At 64.2% G+C, this 16,865-nt stretch carries 14 protein-coding genes; 6 read left to right on the top strand and 8 right to left on the bottom strand.

All coding sequences use genetic code 11. The features are described 5' to 3' along the window. Positions 1-10: 10 nt before the first annotated feature. Positions 11-337, top strand: coding sequence for a DUF202 domain-containing protein (locus tag DSM107133_RS16835; protein ID WP_114294149.1), 327 nt, complete (start codon positions 11-13; stop codon positions 335-337). 30 nt (positions 338-367) lie between these two features. On the opposite strand, the gene DSM107133_RS16830 is transcribed toward DSM107133_RS16835, so the two are convergent. Genes DSM107133_RS16830 through DSM107133_RS16820 form a run of 3 tightly spaced genes read right to left on the bottom strand, consistent with a single transcriptional unit; the run spans position 368 to position 2,942 of the window. Beyond that, positions 368-865, bottom strand: a complete 498-nt coding sequence (locus tag DSM107133_RS16830; RefSeq protein WP_114294150.1) for a DUF2867 domain-containing protein — start codon at positions 863-865, stop codon at positions 368-370. Further along, positions 862-1,335 (bottom strand): GNAT family N-acetyltransferase, encoded by a 474-nt coding sequence (locus DSM107133_RS16825; RefSeq protein WP_240310577.1) that lies wholly within the window; start codon positions 1,333-1,335, stop codon positions 862-864. Before DSM107133_RS16825 ends, DSM107133_RS16830 begins: the two co-directional genes overlap by 4 nt. A gap of 11 nt (positions 1,336-1,346) precedes the next feature. Next, positions 1,347-2,942, bottom strand: a complete 1,596-nt coding sequence (locus DSM107133_RS16820; protein ID WP_114294152.1) for a gamma-glutamyltransferase family protein — start codon at positions 2,940-2,942, stop codon at positions 1,347-1,349. Positions 2,943-3,047: 105 nt separating this feature from the next. On the opposite strand from DSM107133_RS16820, the gene DSM107133_RS16815 reads away from it, so the two are divergent. Next, positions 3,048-3,731, top strand: a complete 684-nt coding sequence (locus DSM107133_RS16815; RefSeq protein ID WP_114294176.1) for a DUF1045 domain-containing protein — start codon at positions 3,048-3,050, stop codon at positions 3,729-3,731. Positions 3,732-3,745: 14 nt separating this feature from the next. On the opposite strand, the gene DSM107133_RS16810 is transcribed toward DSM107133_RS16815, so the two are convergent. After that, positions 3,746-4,753: an LLM class flavin-dependent oxidoreductase gene (locus tag DSM107133_RS16810; protein WP_114294153.1), complete on the bottom strand. Its 1,008-nt coding sequence runs from the start codon at positions 4,751-4,753 to the stop codon at positions 3,746-3,748. A 28-nt stretch (positions 4,754-4,781) separates the two neighbouring features. Beyond that, positions 4,782-6,107 (bottom strand): ATP-binding protein, encoded by a 1,326-nt coding sequence (locus tag DSM107133_RS16805; protein WP_162792067.1) that lies wholly within the window; start codon positions 6,105-6,107, stop codon positions 4,782-4,784. A 314-nt stretch (positions 6,108-6,421) separates the two neighbouring features. Between DSM107133_RS16805 and DSM107133_RS16800 the strand changes: the two genes are divergently transcribed. Next, positions 6,422-8,170, top strand: coding sequence for a sugar phosphorylase (locus DSM107133_RS16800; RefSeq protein WP_114294155.1), 1,749 nt, complete (start codon positions 6,422-6,424; stop codon positions 8,168-8,170). Positions 8,171-8,194: 24 nt separating this feature from the next. Here DSM107133_RS16800 and DSM107133_RS16795 read toward each other — a convergent pair whose 3' ends face one another. Next, the gene (locus tag DSM107133_RS16795; protein WP_114294156.1) at positions 8,195-8,551 is read right to left on the bottom strand and encodes a MerR family transcriptional regulator; all 357 of its coding nucleotides are present in this window, start codon (positions 8,549-8,551) and stop codon (positions 8,195-8,197) included. Between the two features lie 83 nt (positions 8,552-8,634). Here DSM107133_RS16795 and DSM107133_RS16790 point away from each other — a divergent pair, with 83 nt between their 5' ends. From DSM107133_RS16790 to DSM107133_RS16780, 3 genes are all read left to right on the top strand, one after another. Beyond that, positions 8,635-9,423, top strand: a complete 789-nt coding sequence (locus DSM107133_RS16790; protein ID WP_114294157.1) for an alpha/beta hydrolase — start codon at positions 8,635-8,637, stop codon at positions 9,421-9,423. 294 nt (positions 9,424-9,717) lie between these two features. Next, positions 9,718-11,499 carry an autotransporter assembly complex family protein gene (locus tag DSM107133_RS16785; RefSeq protein ID WP_114294158.1) on the top strand — a complete coding sequence of 594 codons (1,782 nt, stop codon included), beginning with the start codon at positions 9,718-9,720 and terminating at the stop codon, positions 11,497-11,499. After that, entirely contained in the window at positions 11,496-15,821 is a 4,326-nt protein-coding gene (locus DSM107133_RS16780; RefSeq protein WP_114294159.1) for a translocation/assembly module TamB domain-containing protein, read from the top strand. Before DSM107133_RS16785 ends, DSM107133_RS16780 begins: the two co-directional genes overlap by 4 nt. Positions 15,822-15,892: 71 nt before the next feature. Here the strand turns inward: DSM107133_RS16780 and DSM107133_RS16775 are convergent, their stop codons facing one another. After that, positions 15,893-16,180, bottom strand: coding sequence for a YciI family protein (locus tag DSM107133_RS16775; RefSeq protein WP_114294160.1), 288 nt, complete (start codon positions 16,178-16,180; stop codon positions 15,893-15,895). Between the two features lie 12 nt (positions 16,181-16,192). Continuing rightward, the gene (locus tag DSM107133_RS16770) at positions 16,193-16,771 is read right to left on the bottom strand and encodes a TetR/AcrR family transcriptional regulator (protein ID WP_114294161.1); all 579 of its coding nucleotides are present in this window, start codon (positions 16,769-16,771) and stop codon (positions 16,193-16,195) included. Between the last annotated feature and the right edge of the window lie 94 nt (positions 16,772-16,865).

Raw genomic sequence — 16,865 nt, 5'->3', positions numbered from 1 at the left:
AAGGCCCACCATGATCGAACGCTACAGCGACCACGCCTCGAACGAACGCACTTTTCTGGCATGGGTGCGCACCGTCATTGCCATCGAAGGCTTTGGACTGGCCGCGGCCCGTCTGGGCGATGTTCAGGCGGGGCTGTGGTCGGGTGTGCTGATGCTGGCCTCGGGGGCGCTGGTGATTGTGCTGGCGTTCCTGCGTATGCGCCATGTCCGGCGCAACATCGCGTCGGCCGAGCTGGTCGATGATACGGCGCTGACCGCAGATGCCTTTCTGCTGGTACTGATCGTGGCGCTGTTCACCCTGATCGCCGCCTTTGGTGTCCACGTCACCCCGCGATGATGCTCCCCCACAGGGGGGCTGCCGTTCGGCTCACACAGACAGATCGTGCCGCAACCGCCCCAGCATGCCGCGCACGATCCAGCGGTGGGCGATGCCGACAGGGATCATATACAGATGTCCGAACAGGTTATGCACCCGCACCGACGATGTCACCGTGGCGGTGGGGCCAGAGGTTGAAACCGTCGTTGAAATGCAGGTCATGACGTCCAGATGCCGGTCGCGCTCGGTCAGGACCAGACAGGTGTCATCGACATATTCCACCAGAAAGAAATCCAGATGGTCCCCGACATGAACCTGCGCGGCCCGCCGACCGCTAAACCCGCCAATGCGCTTGACACCAAACAGCGATGAAATCGCATCACGCACCCGAAACGCGATTTTCAGCAGCGGCTGGGGGTGGGACATGATGACATTCCAGGCCTCCAGCGCACTGGCCTGTCTGGCCAGATCAACGCTCTGGCTGTCGAAATAGTCCAGCGTCGATACCGGCGCGAGAACACGCATATTGCCGTCCGCAAGCTGGATCATTGGGGCCTCTCCAAAGATTTCGACATCTTGTAGTTCACCAGCGCCGTGCCGTTCCTGACCACCACCTGTTCGGTGTCCACACGCCATCCCATGCGTGCAAAAAACGGCCTGGCCTTTTTGCTGGCCTCGGTGGTCAGCTGTGCAATGCCTTCTGTGCGCGCCTGCTTTTCGATCCGCGCGTACAGCGCGCGCCCGACGCCGTGCCCTGCCAGCGCCGCTTTGACAAAGGCCAGGTCGATATAGCCCTCTGCGTCCAGTGTCATGAAGCCGCCCAGAACGCCGTCGGCCTCTGCCGCAAAACCCGATATGTCCGCAAACCTCTTGCGCCAGCGCGCGGGGTCGGGGGCATCCCCTGCCCAGGCCCTGCGCTGTTCAACCGAATACACATCGGCGGTGCCGTTGTGTACCGCGTCAAAAAAGACCGCGGCGGCCGCTTCCCCGTCTTCGGGGGTCAATGTCCTGATGTGCATCTGCATCGGCCCTAGAACCCCACCGCCGCACCATCCTTGCGCGGATCCGATCCGCCGGCATAACCGCCGCCCTTCAGCCGGTGGATCAGCTGCGCCCCGCCAAAGCCGAACGCGTTGTCCGGTGCCTCCAGCGTGATGTCGTGACCCATGTCGCGCAGGGCTTGCAGCGTTGCGGCGGGCAGGGTGGTTTCGCAGGCCACGCCCAGCCCTTCGGTCACCCGCCAACGCGGCGCATCGGCGGCCATCTGCGGATCGTTGCCCCACAGCTGCGTGCGCAGCACCATCTGAACATGCCCCTGCGCCTGCATCGGCCCACCCATCACGCCAAAGCTCATGCGCGGCCCTTCCGGCCCCATCAGGAACGCCGGAATAATCGTGTGAAACGGCCGCTTGCCACCCGCCACCACATTCGGGTGGCCGGGGTCCAGCACAAATCCCGCGCCCCGGTTTTGCAGCGCAACGCCTGTGCCCGGCACCACCACGCCCGACCCGAACCCCGCATAGTTCGACTGGATGAACGACACCATCATCCCCGAGGCATCCGCCGCCGTCAGATAGACCGTGCCGCCCCGCTTGGGCGCGCCCGCACCAAAATCCTGCGCCCGCGCCGGATCAATCAGCGCCGCGCGGGCGGCAAGATAGCCCGCGTCCAGCATGTCCTGCGCGGTAACATCCACCATATGCGCAGGGTCGGCCACATGGGCTTCGGCATCGCGCAGTGCCAGCTTCATTGCCTCGATCTGCAAATGCAGCGCCTGCGGGTCGTCAGCGCCCATGTCGCGGATCGCCGTGTGCGACAGGATGCCCAGCCCCATCAGCGCCGCAATGCCCTGCCCGTTGGGCGGGATCTCGTGCAGCACCGCGTCGTCAAAGGCTGTGCTGATGGTGCCACACCAGTCGGGCCGGTGGCCGGCCAGATCCGCAAGGCTCAGCGCCGCATCGTGCTGTTTGGCATAGGCGACGATTTCTTGGGCAATTTCGCCCTCGTAGAACGCCTTTCCTTTGGTCTCGGCAATCGCCCGCAGGGTGCGCGCATGGCCCGGCGCGCGAAACCGCTCGCCTGCCTGCGGGGCGCGGCCCTGGGGCAAAAAGGTCTCGGCAAATCCGGGCTGGTGGGCCAGTTCCTCGGCGGCCCGCGCCCAAAGTGCAGCAATCACCGGTGACACCGCAAAACCGTCCTCGGCATGGCGGATGGCCGGCACAAACAGATCACCAAAGGGCAGGCGTCCGAACCGTTCGGACAGGGCCACCCATGACGACACCGCACCCGGCACCGTGACACTTTCCCAACCGCGATAGGGCATGTCGACATGACCCGCGAACCGTTCGGGCGTCCAGTTGGCGGGCGACCGGCCCGAGGCGTTCAGCCCGTGCAATTCCTGCCCGTCCCACAGAATGGCAAAGGCATCAGACCCCAGCCCGTTGCCGGTGGGCTCCAGCACCGTCAGCGCGATCGCTGTCGCCAGCGCCGCATCCACCGCATTGCCACCCTGCGCCAGCATCGCCAGCCCCGCCTGCGCGGCCAGCGGTTGCGATGTGACCACCATATTGTCCGCCAGCACCGCCGAGCGGCGCGAAGGATAGGGGTGAAGGGTGCGGATCTGCATCAGATGTCCTCTCAATGGCTGCGCACAGATGTGGCATGCACCGGCGGCCTTGGCAAATCATGCGGCATTTGCCATCTGTCGGGCAGCGCGCAGGAAAGGCAGCCCATGTACCACCGCTATGCGATCTACGTCACCGCCGACCCCGACAGCGCCTTGGCCCGTTTCGGGGCTGCGTGGCTGGGCTGGGACAGCGCCACGGGCCAGCCTGTCGCGCAGCCCGAAGTGGCGGGGCTGGACATGCCTGCGATCACTGCTGCGCCGCACCCCTATGGCTTTCACGGCACCGTCAAACCCCCCTTCCGGCTGTCGGACGGCACCACGCCCGATGCGTTGCTGGCCGATCTGACGGCGCTGTGCGCGAACCTGCCCGCGGTGACGCTGGCGGGGCTGGAACTGGCGCGGCTGGGCGGGTTCTTTGCCCTCGTACCACAGGGCGACAGCCCCGCGCTGGCCGATATGGCAGCACAGGTGGTGCAGGGGCTGGACAGCCACCGCGCCCCCCCGACCGGGGCCGAAATGGAAAAGCGCCGCGCCGCCCGCCTGAACCCGCAGCAAGAGGCGCATTTGCAGCGCTGGGGCTATCCCTATGTGATGGACCAGTTCCGCTATCACATGACCCTGACCGGACGGCTGGACGCCGACACCCGCGAGACGGCAAAGACAGCCTTGACCACGCGGATTGCCGCTTTGCCACTGTCCCCCTTCAGCATCGACGCCCTGACCCTGCTGGGGCAGGACGATGCGGGACGCTTCCACCAGATCGCCCGCCTGCCGCTCAGCGGCGGCTGACAGGGGCCTGACGTTCAGGCAGGCTCGCTCACCCCTTGCAAGCTGCGCAGCGCCTCGGCGGCAATCTCGAACGACCGCACCCGCGCGGCGTGATCGTGGATCATGCCCGTCACCATCAATTCGTCCGGCTGGTGGGCGTCGATGATCCGCGCCAACCCGTCGCGCACCTGCGCGGGCGTGCCCTGGGCCGAACAGGACATCGCCTGCTGAACGCCCGCCATCACCTGCGGCGGGATCTGGTCCGCGACGTTCTCGACCGGACGGGGCAGCTTGCCCGGACGCCCGGTGCGCAGCCGCGCAAAGGCCAGCAATTGCGACGACCGCAAATAGGCGGCCTCGGCCTCGGTTTCGGCCCCGCACACACCGGCAGCCACGATCACATAGGGCGCATCCAGCCACTCTGACGGCTTGAAATCGCGCCGGTAGATCGCCAGCGCCTCCTCCAGCATCGCGGGCGCGAAATGCGAGGCAAAGGCATAGGGCAGCCCGAAATGCGCCGCCAGCTGTGCGCCGTACAGGGACGAGCCCAGAATCCACACCGGCACCTTGGTGCCTTCGCCGGGAAAGGCACGCACAGCCGCGCTGCCATCGCCGTCGGCCATATAGCCGATCAGCTCGGCGACATCCTGCGGAAAACTGTCTTCGGGTGCCATGTAGCGGCGCAGCGCCCGCGCCGTCGCCATGTCGGTGCCGGGCGCACGCCCCAGCCCCAGATCAATCCGGTCGGGGTAAAGCGTTGCCAGCGTGCCAAACTGCTCGGCCACCATCAGCGGCGCATGGTTGGGCAGCATGATCCCGCCCGCCCCGACACGCATCCGCGCCGTGGCCCCGGCGACATGTCCGATCACCACGGCGGTTGCCGCACTGGCGATGCCGGGCATGTTGTGATGTTCCGCCAGCCAATAGCGGTGATAGCCCGCCACTTCGGCAGCCTGCGCCAGCTTGACGGTATTGGCCAAAGCATCGGCGGCGGTGGACCCTTCGGGCACGGGGGACAGATCAAGAAGCGAGAAGTGGTGCATGTCAGTGAAACCTTTCGTTGGCCTCAATCTAGGTGCCCAGGGGGTCCGCACCAACCTCTGCACCGGATTTAACGAGTGGCAGCAGGATCGAGACCGTTGTTCCGCGCGCGCCGGACTGGATCAGCAGACCCCCGCAAAAGCTTTCTGTGATGGAATGAACCATGGCCAGACCCAGTCCGGTGCCTTTGCCTTCGGGCTTGGTGGTGAACATCGGTTCGATCACCGACTCCTCGATGTTTTTGGGAATGCCGTGGCCGGTGTCCCGCACATGAAAGCTGACATAGTGTCCCGCGGGCAGGACACGCCCGCCCGCAACGTTCAGGCGCGAGACCAGCGTGACCTCACGCACCCCGACATCCATGGTGCCACCTTCGGGCATTGCGTCATTTGCATTGATTACCAAATTCAGGATCGCCGTGACCAACTGCCTGCGATCCGCGCGGACAAGCGTGGGGTGCGGCAGCAGGTGGATATTCATTTCAACCTGGCGCGACACCAGACGCCGGGCCAGAAGGTCCAGATCCTGCAACGGCGCATTGGCATCAAGGTTGACCAGCCGCAGCGGCGTTCTGCGGGCAAAAATCAGCAACTCGTTCACGATGGATGCGGCCTGCACACTGGCGGCCTGTGCCGCGGCCAGACAGGCGGCCCGCTCTTTGGAGTCTTCCAGTTCTTCGTACAGTTCCAGACTGCTGGTGATGACGGTCAGATGGTTGTTGAAATCATGGGCGATGCCACCGGCCATCTGCCCGATTGCCGCCAGCTTCTGCCCCTGTGTGGCGCTGTCCTGTGCTGCGCGTTCCGCCAGCCTCATTTGCCGGGTCTGCAACAAAGACTGTGCGAAATACCCCCCAAGCGCCATCCAGCTGACCACCAGCCCGACCTGGGCCAATGTGCTGTCGAACTCGGCAAGCACTTTGACCAGAACGATGGTCAGCGTTGCCCAGATCACCACAATCTCGCCGACAATGGAGAACATGCACACGTCGTCTCGCCGTATCAGATAGACCAGAATACACCCGAACAATGCCGCCCCGATCAGAACAAGCGCGCGGTCCTGCTGGCTGGCCATCCAGGCGGGGGCCCATAGAAAACTGACCAACACGACCAGAAACAGCACCTGCGCAATACGCAGCTCGGTCAGGGTTGCAGCTTCGGTCCGGCTGCGCAGATACAGGTAATAAGCCAGATGCGCGGTGGCGAAACTGCTGATCCACAGAATAGCATAGGGTTGATGGGCATAGCTCGACAACATCACACTGCCCAGAGCAATTCCGAACAGGCGCATCAGCCATTCAGGAATATCCGAATACTCCAGGGCGCGCAGGCGCGTGATTTCTGTGATCGGTTTCATTCTGGGCAATGTACAGGCAAAAGGCCAAAGGTCATCGGTAAATCCGTATTCGCGCACCTGATGTATCGCTTTGGCAGATGTGAATTCCCATGCCTGATGACCCAGCGTCAAGCAAGCGCAAATTGCACAAACAACATGCCAGAAAAATAGGCGTCGGGCTTGGTATTTGCGCATTCAGGGGACGTTTGCTTGCACCTGACCAAGCAGGCTTCATAATCGGGCGACAGGAGCACAGCAATCCGGCGAGACACACCAGGGTGCGCATGTCCTGCGATACCCCGCAGGCGTAAAACCAAGACCGAAAGCGTTAAGCCATGACCCAAAGCAGCCCGTCCCTCAGCCAAAGGCTGCACGTCCTTGTCCAGCAGATCTATCCCGAACTTGATGCAACGATCCTCTCCAGCCTGATCATCGACGCCTTTTGGCCCGAAGGCACCGAGCGCCGCAAGCGGGGGCGGGTGCGCGGCAATTCCCTGTGGTCCGAGAGGGACGCGCTGGTGATAACCTATGGCAATTCGATCGTTGATGGCGCACACAAGCCGCTGGATTTGCTGAACGATTTTCTGCACCGCTACCTGCGTGGCGCGCTGAACAGTGTGCATATCCTGCCGTTCTTTCCCTATACGTCCGATGACGGCTTTGCGGTGTCCGATTTTCGCAGCGTGAACCCGCAACTGGGCGACTGGGCCGACATCAACCGCATTGCCCGCGATTTCAAACTGATGTCCGACCTGGTGCTCAACCACGTCTCAAGCCAGGGCAACTGGTTCAACGCCTACCGGCAGGGGCAGGAACCCTACGACAAGTTCTTTTTCGAAGCCGACCCCTCCGACGACCTCGGCATGGTCGTGCGCCCGCGCACCACACCGCTGCTGCGCCGCGTCGACACCACGAACGGGGTGCGCCATGTCTGGTGCACCTTCAGCCATGACCAGATCGACCTGGATTTCCGCAACCCCGAGGTACTGCTGGAATTCCTGCGCATCATCCGCCTGCATGTGGACAACGGGGTCGAGATTATCCGGCTCGATGCGGTGGCCTTCCTGTGGAAGGAAATCGGCTCGCCCTCGATCCACCTGCCGCAAACGCACGCAGTTGTGCAATTGATGCGCCTGCTGTGCGATTTTGCCCGCGAAAAGATCATCCTGCTGACCGAAACCAACGTGCCCAAGGCCGAAAACCTCAGCTATTTCGGGCAGGGCAACGAAGCGCACGCGATCTACAATTTTCCACTGCCGCCGCTGATCCTGCACGCGATGATGTCCGGCTCGGCGCAACACCTGCGCCGCTGGCAGCGCGGGATGCCACCCGCACCGATGGGCTGTGCCTATCTGAACTTCACCGCCAGCCACGACGGGATCGGAATGCGCCCCGCCGAAGGGCTGTTGCCCGAACATGAGAAACAACAGGTCATCGACACGGTGCGCGCCATCGGCGGGTTGGTGTCCATGCGCACCCTGCCCGATGGGGGAGAAAGCCCCTATGAGCTGAACACCACCTTTTACGCCGCGATGGAACGCACGTTCAAAGGCGCCGACCAGTATCATTTCGAACGGTTCATCTGTTCGCAAACCATCGTCATGTCGCTCGAAGGCATCCCGGCCTTTTACATCCATTCGCTGCTGGCCACGCCCAACGATCACGAAGCCGTTGAACACCGCGGCATGAACCGCGCCATCAACCGCCACCGCTGGGACTATCCGGCCCTGCGCGCCCTGCTGGACGACGACACCAGCCCACAGGCCCGCGTGCTGGGCGCGCTGGAACAGCGGCTGAAACTGCGCGCCCGCCAGACCGCATTCCACCCCAACGCCACCCAGTTTACCGTAAACATGGGCGATGACCGCATCTTTGGTGTCTGGCGGCAAAGTCTGGACCGGCATCAGTCAATCTTTGCCCTGCACAACATCAGCGACGAGACGGTGACGATGTCCTCCGAGGTACTGAACCTGATCGAGGACGTGGCCTGGACCGACCTGCTGTCGGGCGAAGATGTCGACCCGCTGGCCCCGCAGATCACGCTGGCCCCCTATCAATGCCGCTGGATCAGCAACCGCGCCTAGGATCAACGGGTCCTGCCCCCGCACTCACAGGTGCGCCGACATCTCTTTGTAATAGGTGCCCAGCATGTCACGGCTTTCGCGGATTTCCCGGAGTTTCCCGTCCAGCACCTGCATTTCCTGCCGCATTGCGGCCATCAGGTCGGGGCAGGGGGGCAATATCGGCCCCGCGCTGCGCAGGCAGGGCAGAAACCGGCGGATGAACTCAAGCTTCAACCCTGCGTCGTTCAGCATCCGTATGGCGTTGACGATCTGCACGTCCGCCGCGTCATAATCACGATACCCCGAATTGCGCCGCGCCGGCGTGAGCAAACCCTCTTGTTCGTAATAGCGCAGCATGCGCACGGAAACGCCGGTGCGCCCGGACAGTTCTCCTATTTGCATCTTGCCTCCGATATCTCTTGACCCTGACAGTACTGTCAGGGCTTAGGACTTGTCGCGACTCAACGCAAGAAAGGAGTTGCACTATGCATTTTGCGACATTTGAAGGCAGGAAAATTGCCTATCGTAAGGACGGAACAGGCCCGGCGCTGTTGCTGGTTCACGGCACCGGCGGGGATGGGGGCAGCAATTGGGAAGAGGTGACACAAGAGCTGGCAAAGGACTACACCGTCGTGCGCCCCGATTATGCGGGTTCGGGCGCAACCGAAGATGACGGAAGGGTGCTGACGGTGGATTACCTGGCGGCCCAGATCATGGCCGTCGCCACCCATGCGGGCCTTACGCAGTTTGCCCTTGCCGGGTTCTCTCTGGGGGCGGCCGTCGCCGTGCATGTCGCAGCACAATGGCCGGAGCGCATCAGCAACCTGATCCTGCTTGCAGGGTTCGCAAGCGCCGATCCGCGCCTGAAGATCGAGATGGAGCTTTGGCGTACCCTGATCGCCACGAACCCCCGCGCGATGGCGCAGGTGATCCTGCTGACCGGCTTCAGCCCCGATACGCTTTCGTCCTGGGGATCTGACGGTGTGGCGCAGGCCCTTCAGGATCTCGACACAACGATGGACTGGAAGGGCATGGCGCGTCAGGTGGAACTGGATCTGGTGCTGGATGTCAGTGCCGCGCTGGGTAAGATCAGCGCCCCTGCGCTGGTGATCGGCGCAACTTACGACCACATGGTGCCGCCCGCGCATTCACGCGCCCTTGCGGCTGCGATTGACGGCGCAACCTATGCCGAACTGCCCACCGGCCACCTCGCCCCCATGGAACGGCCCGATCTGACAGCAGCGCAGATCAGAGGCTTTTTGCAACGCTCCTGAAAAGCCTTTGAAAACAAAAGCGGCGCGCCCCAACCGGCGCGTCGTGCAAAACCACCCGGAGCGATCGGCGAAATTGCGCCGCCACTTGCGAAGTTGCCTCGTGCCCCGCACGGACTAGTTTACCATCCTGTGAGGCATGTCGCAGCCCATCCTGTGAAGCATGTCGCAGCAACGTGACGCGAAACGTTGCGAATATCGGATGGTGACCCGCGTGGCCGTTGGTTATGGTCGTCTCAAACGCACTGCCAGAATGTGGTTATTGAAATCGTGACGCAATTTTTCCTCAAAAGAACCATGGCAGCGGTCTCTGCCCTGCTTTGTCTTGGTGTGGCCCTGCCGACATCCGCATTGGAAATCGGCAGCTTTACCGTTGCAAGCAGCGACAAGAAGCTGCGCGAGGCGCTCGAACAGGCGTCGCTGACCGTGGCGGCGGCGGACAACCCCGAAACCACTCCGCGCGCAGCCCTGGCGGCAGCCGGGGCCGATTATGCCCGTCTGGTGCGCACACTTTATGCGATGGGCTATTACAGCGGTGTCGTGAACATCAAACTCGATGGCCGCGAGGCCGCGTCGATCCCCACGTTCAACGTGCCCGCGCAGATCAGTCAAGCCACGATTACCGTCAACCCCGGCCCGCTATTCAGCCTCGGTCAGGCCCGGATTGCCCCGCTGGCCCCCGGTGACACACCCCCTGACGATTTCCGTACAGGTGCCCCCGCGCGCAGCACCGTCTTGCAGGAAACCGTCGACAGCGGCGTTGCGGGCTGGCGCAATGCAGGCCATGCCAAGGTCGCCCTGTCGCAACAAAGCGTCACCGCCAACCATGCACAAAACACGCTGGCGGTCCGGCTGGGGCTGGCACCTGGGCCGCGCGTGACCTTTGGCCGTCTGGTACAGACCAATGACAGCGCCGTGCGCGCCGACCGCATCGCCCGTATCGCAGGCTTTCCCGAGGGCGCGGTTTTCTCGCCCGCAGAACTTGAAACCGTCGCCAAACGCCTGCGCCGCACCGGTGCGTTTTCCTCGGTGTCCCTGACCGAGGCCGAAACCCTGCGCAACGGCAACGTGCTGGATGTGCCGCTGGCGCTGGTCGATGCCAAGCCCCGCCGCTTCGGCTTTGGCGCGGAAATCTCGTCGACCGAGGGGCTGACCCTGTCCAGCTACTGGATGCACCGCAACCTGCTGGGCGGTGCCGAACGGCTGCGCGTTGACGGTGAAATATCGGGCATCGGCGGCCAGTCGGGCGGGGTGGATTACAGTCTGGGCGCGCGGCTGAACAGCCCGGCCTTTTTCGGCACCGACACCGACGGCTTTGTCTACGGTTCGATCTCGGACGAAACCGAAGAGAATTACGACCTGCAACAGGCCCGCTTCGGCGTCGGCGCATCGCGCATCTATTCCGACCATTTTCAGGCCGAAGTGGCGCTGGAGCTGCGCTATGAGGTCACCAATGACGACTTTTACGGCGAACGCAGCTTTTTGTTCCTGAACGCGCCCCTGTCGGCCACATGGGACCACCGCGACGACATTCTGAACCCGACGGGCGGCTACTATCTCAAGGCCGAGGCGATGCCCTTTGTGCGGCTGGACGAAACCGACGTCGGCGCGCGGTTCTTTGCAGACGGGCGGATTTTCCGCGCGGTCGGGCAAGAGAAAAGGCTGGTCTTTGCCGGGCGTGTGCAGGTCGGGTCGACCGTCGGGGCCGATCTGGCCGATCTGCCGCCCGACTTCCTGTTCTTCTCGGGCGGGGGCGGCACTGTGCGTGGACAACCCTATCAATCGCTGGGCGTCGATCTGGGCGGCACCGACCTGTCGGGGGGCAAATCCTTTGTGGGCCTGTCGGGCGAAGTGCGCGCCTCGATCACCGACACCATCGGTCTGGTCGGCTTTGTCGATGCGGGTTTCATCTCGGCGGACGGGCTGTTTGCCGATGCGGGTGACTGGCACGCCGGGGCGGGTCTGGGCCTGCGCTATAACACGGGCATCGGCCCGATCCGGCTGGACGTGGCGGCCCCCGTGGGCGGTGACACGGGGGACGGAGTGCAATTTTACGTTGGTATTGGACAGTCGTTTTGAAACATTTCCTGCTTATCCTTGCGGCCACCCTGATGCTGTGCCTTCCGGGCGTTTCCTCGGCGCAATCTGACGATCGCGGCTATTTGCAGGCCTTCCTCGAAGACAGCCTGTCTGGCGCGGGCCGTCAGGTGCGCATCATCGGCTTCGAAGGCGCGCTCAGCTCGCAGGTGTCCATACAGGAACTGACCATTGCCGACGACGAAGGCATCTGGCTGACGCTGAAAGACGTGGTGCTGGACTGGAGCCGCGCCGCCCTGCTGACCGGCCGACTCGAGGTGAACGAACTGTCCGTGGCCGAGGTGCTGCTGCCGCGCAAACCCGTGCCTTCCGACAGCATCGACGTGCCCGCCCCGGAAGCATCGGGCCGCTTTTCCATCCCGGATTTGCCCGTGTCCATAAACATCAACGCCATCAAGGCCGGCCGCGTCGACATCGGCGCGGCGCTCTTTGGCGAGGCGGCGGTGATCTCGCTCAGCGGCTCGGCCCGGCTGGCAGACGGCGAAGGCACCGCCAATGTCGATATCAACCGCATCGACGCAACCAGGGGCGACGTGACCCTTGCCGCCAGCTATGCCAATGAAACCGGCGTGCTGGACCTGAATTTGACCGTCTCCGAAGACAGCGGCGGCATCGTCTCGACCCTGCTGACCCTGCCGGGTGATCCGTCGGTTGACCTGACCATCGCGGGCGCCGGCCCGCTGGATGATTTCACCGCCGACATCACGCTGGCCACCGATGACACCCCGCGCCTTGACGGGTCCGTGTCGCTCAAAGGCACCCCCTCCGACGCAGCGCCGACGACCGCCGAAGACGGCACCGTTATCACCCCGCCCCTTGACCGCAGCTTTGTGCTGGATCTGGGCGGTGACATCGCGCCGGTCTTTGCGCCGCGTTATGGCGCGTTCTTTGGCGACAATATCACGCTGAAATCCTCGGGCACCCTCTTTGGCGATGGCCGCCTGACGCTGGAAAGCCTTGATCTGGACACCCGCGCGCTGACCCTGACAGGCAACGTCGCGCTGGGCGCGGACGGCTGGCCGTCGGTCATCGTGCTGGACGGGCGCATCGCAGATGCCGACGGCACGCCGGTGTTGTTGCCCCTGCCGGGCGAGCAGACCCAGATCGACACTGCCACGCTGGCCGTGCGCTTTGATGCGGCCACGGGCGCGGGCTGGGATGCCACCATCGCTGTTGCGGGGCTGGACCAGCCAACCCTGAAACTGGACCGCGTGCAGTTGCAAGGCAATGGCACCCTGACACAGGGTGATGCTGGACAGGTTGGCGGCGTGCAGGGCAAACTGACCTATGCCGCTCAGGGGATCGCGCTGACCGACACCGCACTGGCCCAGGCCGTCGGCCCGCGCATCGACGGCGGCCTGATCATCGACTGGACCAAAGGCGCACCGCTGGCCCTGCGCGACATCGACCTGTCGGGGGCCGACTACGGGCTGACAGGGCTGGTGCAGCTTGACGGGCTGACTGACGATCTGAACCTGTCCGTCGCGGGGGACATGACCCTGACTGCCGCCGACCTGTCGCGGTTTGCGCTGGTGTCGGGGCAGGATCTGCAAGGCGCCACCAAATTCGACAGCAGGTTTACCTTTGCGCCGCTGTCGGGGGCGTTCGACGTGGCCTTGAACGGCACCGCCACCGATCTGGCCGTGGGCATCCCGCAGGCCGACCCGCTGATCGCCGGCCAAAGCCGTCTGTCCCTCAGCGCGCAGCGCGACGAAACCGGCACCCGTATCGAGAATTTCGAAATTGCCACCAACCAGATCAACGCCACCGTCAGCGGCACCCTATCCTCTGACGCAAGCGATCTGAAGGTGGCGGCACGGGTCAACGAAACCTCCCTGATCCAGCCGGGGCTGAACGGCCCCTCAACGCTGAATGGCACGATCCGGCAAGCGGGCAGCGACGTGACCGTTGACGTGCGCGCCACCGGACCGGGCGGGGCCGATGTGACTGTCGACGGCACGCTGGCGCTGGTCGACGGCACATTGGGGCGCATTAATGCAGAGGTGACAGGCGCGCTACAATCCCTTGCACCCTATGCCACGCTGGCCAACCGCCCGCTGTCCGGTGCCGCCAATGTGACGGCGCAGGGCTGGGTTGATCTGCGCGATTATACCTTTGATCTGAAAACCGACCTGACCGGCCAGAACCTGTCCGCCGGTATCCCCCAGCTTGACGGTCTGCTGCGCGGCCCCAGCACGCTGAACGTGGTGGCACAGCGCGACGGGACCACCACCAATATCGACAGCTTCACGCTGACCACCGACCACATCACCGCCCGCGTCAACGGCACGCTGGGCCGCGCCGACAGCGCCCTGCGCGTGGACGCGCGGGTGCCCGACACCGCGGTGGTGGCACCCGGCCTGTCGGGCGCGGCCACGCTGAACGGCACCCTGCGCCAGACCGGCACCGACTGGGCCGCCGACATGCGCGCCACGGGTCCGGGCCGCGCCGACGTGCGCGTGACCGGCACCGTCCCTGTGGTCGACGGCGCGCCCCGGCGCATCACCGCGACCGTTCAGGGCGCGGTGCAATCGCTGTCACCCTATTCCGCACTTGCGGGCCGGTCGCTGGGCGGCGCGGCGAATGTGAACGCAACGGGTTGGTTCGATCCGCGTGACAACACCTTTGACCTTTCCACCGATGTCAGCGGGCAGAACCTGGGGCTGGGCATCGCAGAGGTCGACCAGCTGCTGCGCGGCGCCAGCACACTTGATCTGGCTGCCCACAAGGCCGCCGACCAGCCGCTGATCGTGGACCGGCTGAACCTGAAAACGCTGCAAGTGCAGGCCGACGTGACCGCCACAACCACCGACGCGGGGGCCAGGCTGAACTTTGACGCCAGCCTGCGCGACATCGGCCTGTTTGCAGACGGCATCAACGGCCCCGCCACCGCCAAGGGCACCGCCGAGCAGGTGGGCACCAACTGGCGCGTCAACATCGACGCCACCGGCCCCCAGGGCACCACCGCCAGCCTGCGCGGACAGGTCGCCACCGACGCCAGCAGCGCCAACATCGACGTGACTGGGGCGGCCCCCGTGGGGCTGGCCAACACCTTTATCGCGCCCAAAATCGCCGCCGGTCAGGCACGGTTCGACCTGTCGCTGAACGGACCGCTGGCCCTGTCCTCGCTCTCGGGGCGCATCTCGACCGAGGCCGCCCGTCTGGTGCTGCCCGAACAAAGCATCACGCTGGCCCCCATCGTCACCACGGTCAGCCTGTCGGGCGGGCGCGCCACCCTTGATGTCACCGCCACGGTCTCGACCGGCGGGACCATCCGTGTCACCGGACCCGTCGGGCTTGATGCGCCCAACACGGCCGATCTGGCAATTACGCTTTCGCGTGTCCGCGTGACCGACCCCAAGCTCTATGAAACCACCATCGACGGGCGCGCCACGGTCAGCGGAGCGTTGACAGGGGGGGCGGCGATCAAGGCAGACCTGACCTTGGCCAACACCGAAATCCGCGTGCCCGAAGGCGGTGCCGAAACCGCGCCGGTGCTGGAAGGGCTGAAACACATCAGCGAACCCGCCGCCGTGCGCGCCACCCGCGCCCGCGCAGGCCTGATCGAAGAGACTGGCGCAGCCTCTGGCAGCAGCGGCGGTGGCGGCGTTGCCTATCCCATCGACATCACCCTGAACGCACCGGCGCGGATCTTCGTGCGCGGGCGCGGTCTCGAAGCGGAACTGGGTGGCAAATTGCGCCTGACCGGCACCACCGCCAATGTGGTGCCAATCGGCCGCTTTGACCTGATCCGGGGCCGCTTTGACATCCTGACCAAACGGCTGACCCTCTCCGAAGGCTCGGCACAGCTTCAGGGTGGATTCGATCCCTATATCCGCTTTGTGGCCGACACCACCGCGTCGGACGGCACCATTCGCATCATCGTCGAAGGTCTTGCCTCGGAACCCGAAATCACCTTTACCTCGTCCCCCGAAAAGCCTCAGGACGAAATTCTGGCGCAACTGCTGTTCGGGCGCGACCTGTCCAAGATCACGCCCCTGCAAGCGGTCCAGCTTGCCGCTGCCGTGCGCACGCTGGCGGGCAAGGGCGGCGGCCTGCTGAACAGCATCCGCGAACGGTTCGGGCTGGATGATCTGGACATTGTCACCGATGAAAACGGCGAAACCGGCGCACGCGTCGGCAAATACCTGACCGACAACATCTATACCGATGTCACCGTGGGGGCAGGCGGCGGGGCCGAAGTGAACCTGAACCTCACGATCTCGCCGTCACTGACCGCGCGGGGCAGTGTAACATCGACGGGCGAAACCGGCCTTGGGGTGTTCTTCGAGCGGGATTACTAGGGGGCTTGCGCAGGGCAGGGCACGTCCGGGTATGCTCGAAAAACCTAGGGTCCAGACCCTGGGGGCGACCCTTACCCCGCCAAAACCGCCAGCGCAGGCGCGGTTTTCTTCACGTCCACCTCGATAATCTCCGCCGTCGCCACACCGTTCACCACAAACGGGTCGGCGTCGATGCGGTCTTGCAGGGTGGCGCGGGGTTCACCTGTTGCCAGAATGGCCCCACCGGCTGCGGGCACCAGACTGCCGACACATTGAAACACACCGGCGGCAAAGCCCTGTGCGATCCAGTCGTTAAGCGCGGCCATGAATTCGGGCGCGGCGGCCTTGTTGGTCGAAAACTTCAAAAGAACGATGAACACCTGTGTTTCCTTTCATGAATGCGTCTGGCCCACCACCAGCCCGTGCAGCCAGCTTTCCAGTGCCGCGACCTCGGCCCGCAGAAACGCCTCGTCCTGAAAGGTCGAGGCCATCACCGCAATCCCTTGCGAGCGGCCAAGAACATGCAAAGCCAGCGCCCCGGCCCTGTCAGCGTGGCCAAGGGCAGCGAACTGCCAGGCCAGCCAGTCGCGGAACAGCGCGAAAATCCCGGCGGCGCGGCCCCGTGCCAGATGGTCCAGTTTGGACAGCTCGCTGTTCAACGTCCCGACGGGGCAGCCAAATGCCATGATCTTGGCCCGGTTGGCGATCAGGATGCGGATAAACGAGATGATCCGCGCATCGGGGGCGGCATCAGCCTCCCAATCCTCCAGCATCGCCTGCGTGGCGGCCAGCCTGCGGGTGATGACAGCGTCCAGAATATCATCCTTGGTCTTGAAATGATGATAGAAATTGCCGCGCGAAATCCCGACCGCGGCGGCAATATCGGCAAATGAGGTGGCCTCGAACCCGCGTTCATAGAACAGGGTGTCGGCCCGTTCTTCGATCCGTTCGCGTGTCGATGGCTTTGGCATGGCGGGGTCCTGTGTGGCGTGGTGAATCATTAGGACATTTGTCCTAGCCGGTCAACATGCCAGAACCCGACCCAAGGCCCTCAGCCGCAAGCCC

Source organism: Pseudosulfitobacter sp. DSM 107133, assembly GCF_022788695.1.
In the GTDB taxonomy this organism is placed as follows: domain Bacteria; phylum Pseudomonadota; class Alphaproteobacteria; order Rhodobacterales; family Rhodobacteraceae; genus Pseudosulfitobacter.
This window is presented reverse-complemented; position numbering and strand designations above follow the sequence as displayed.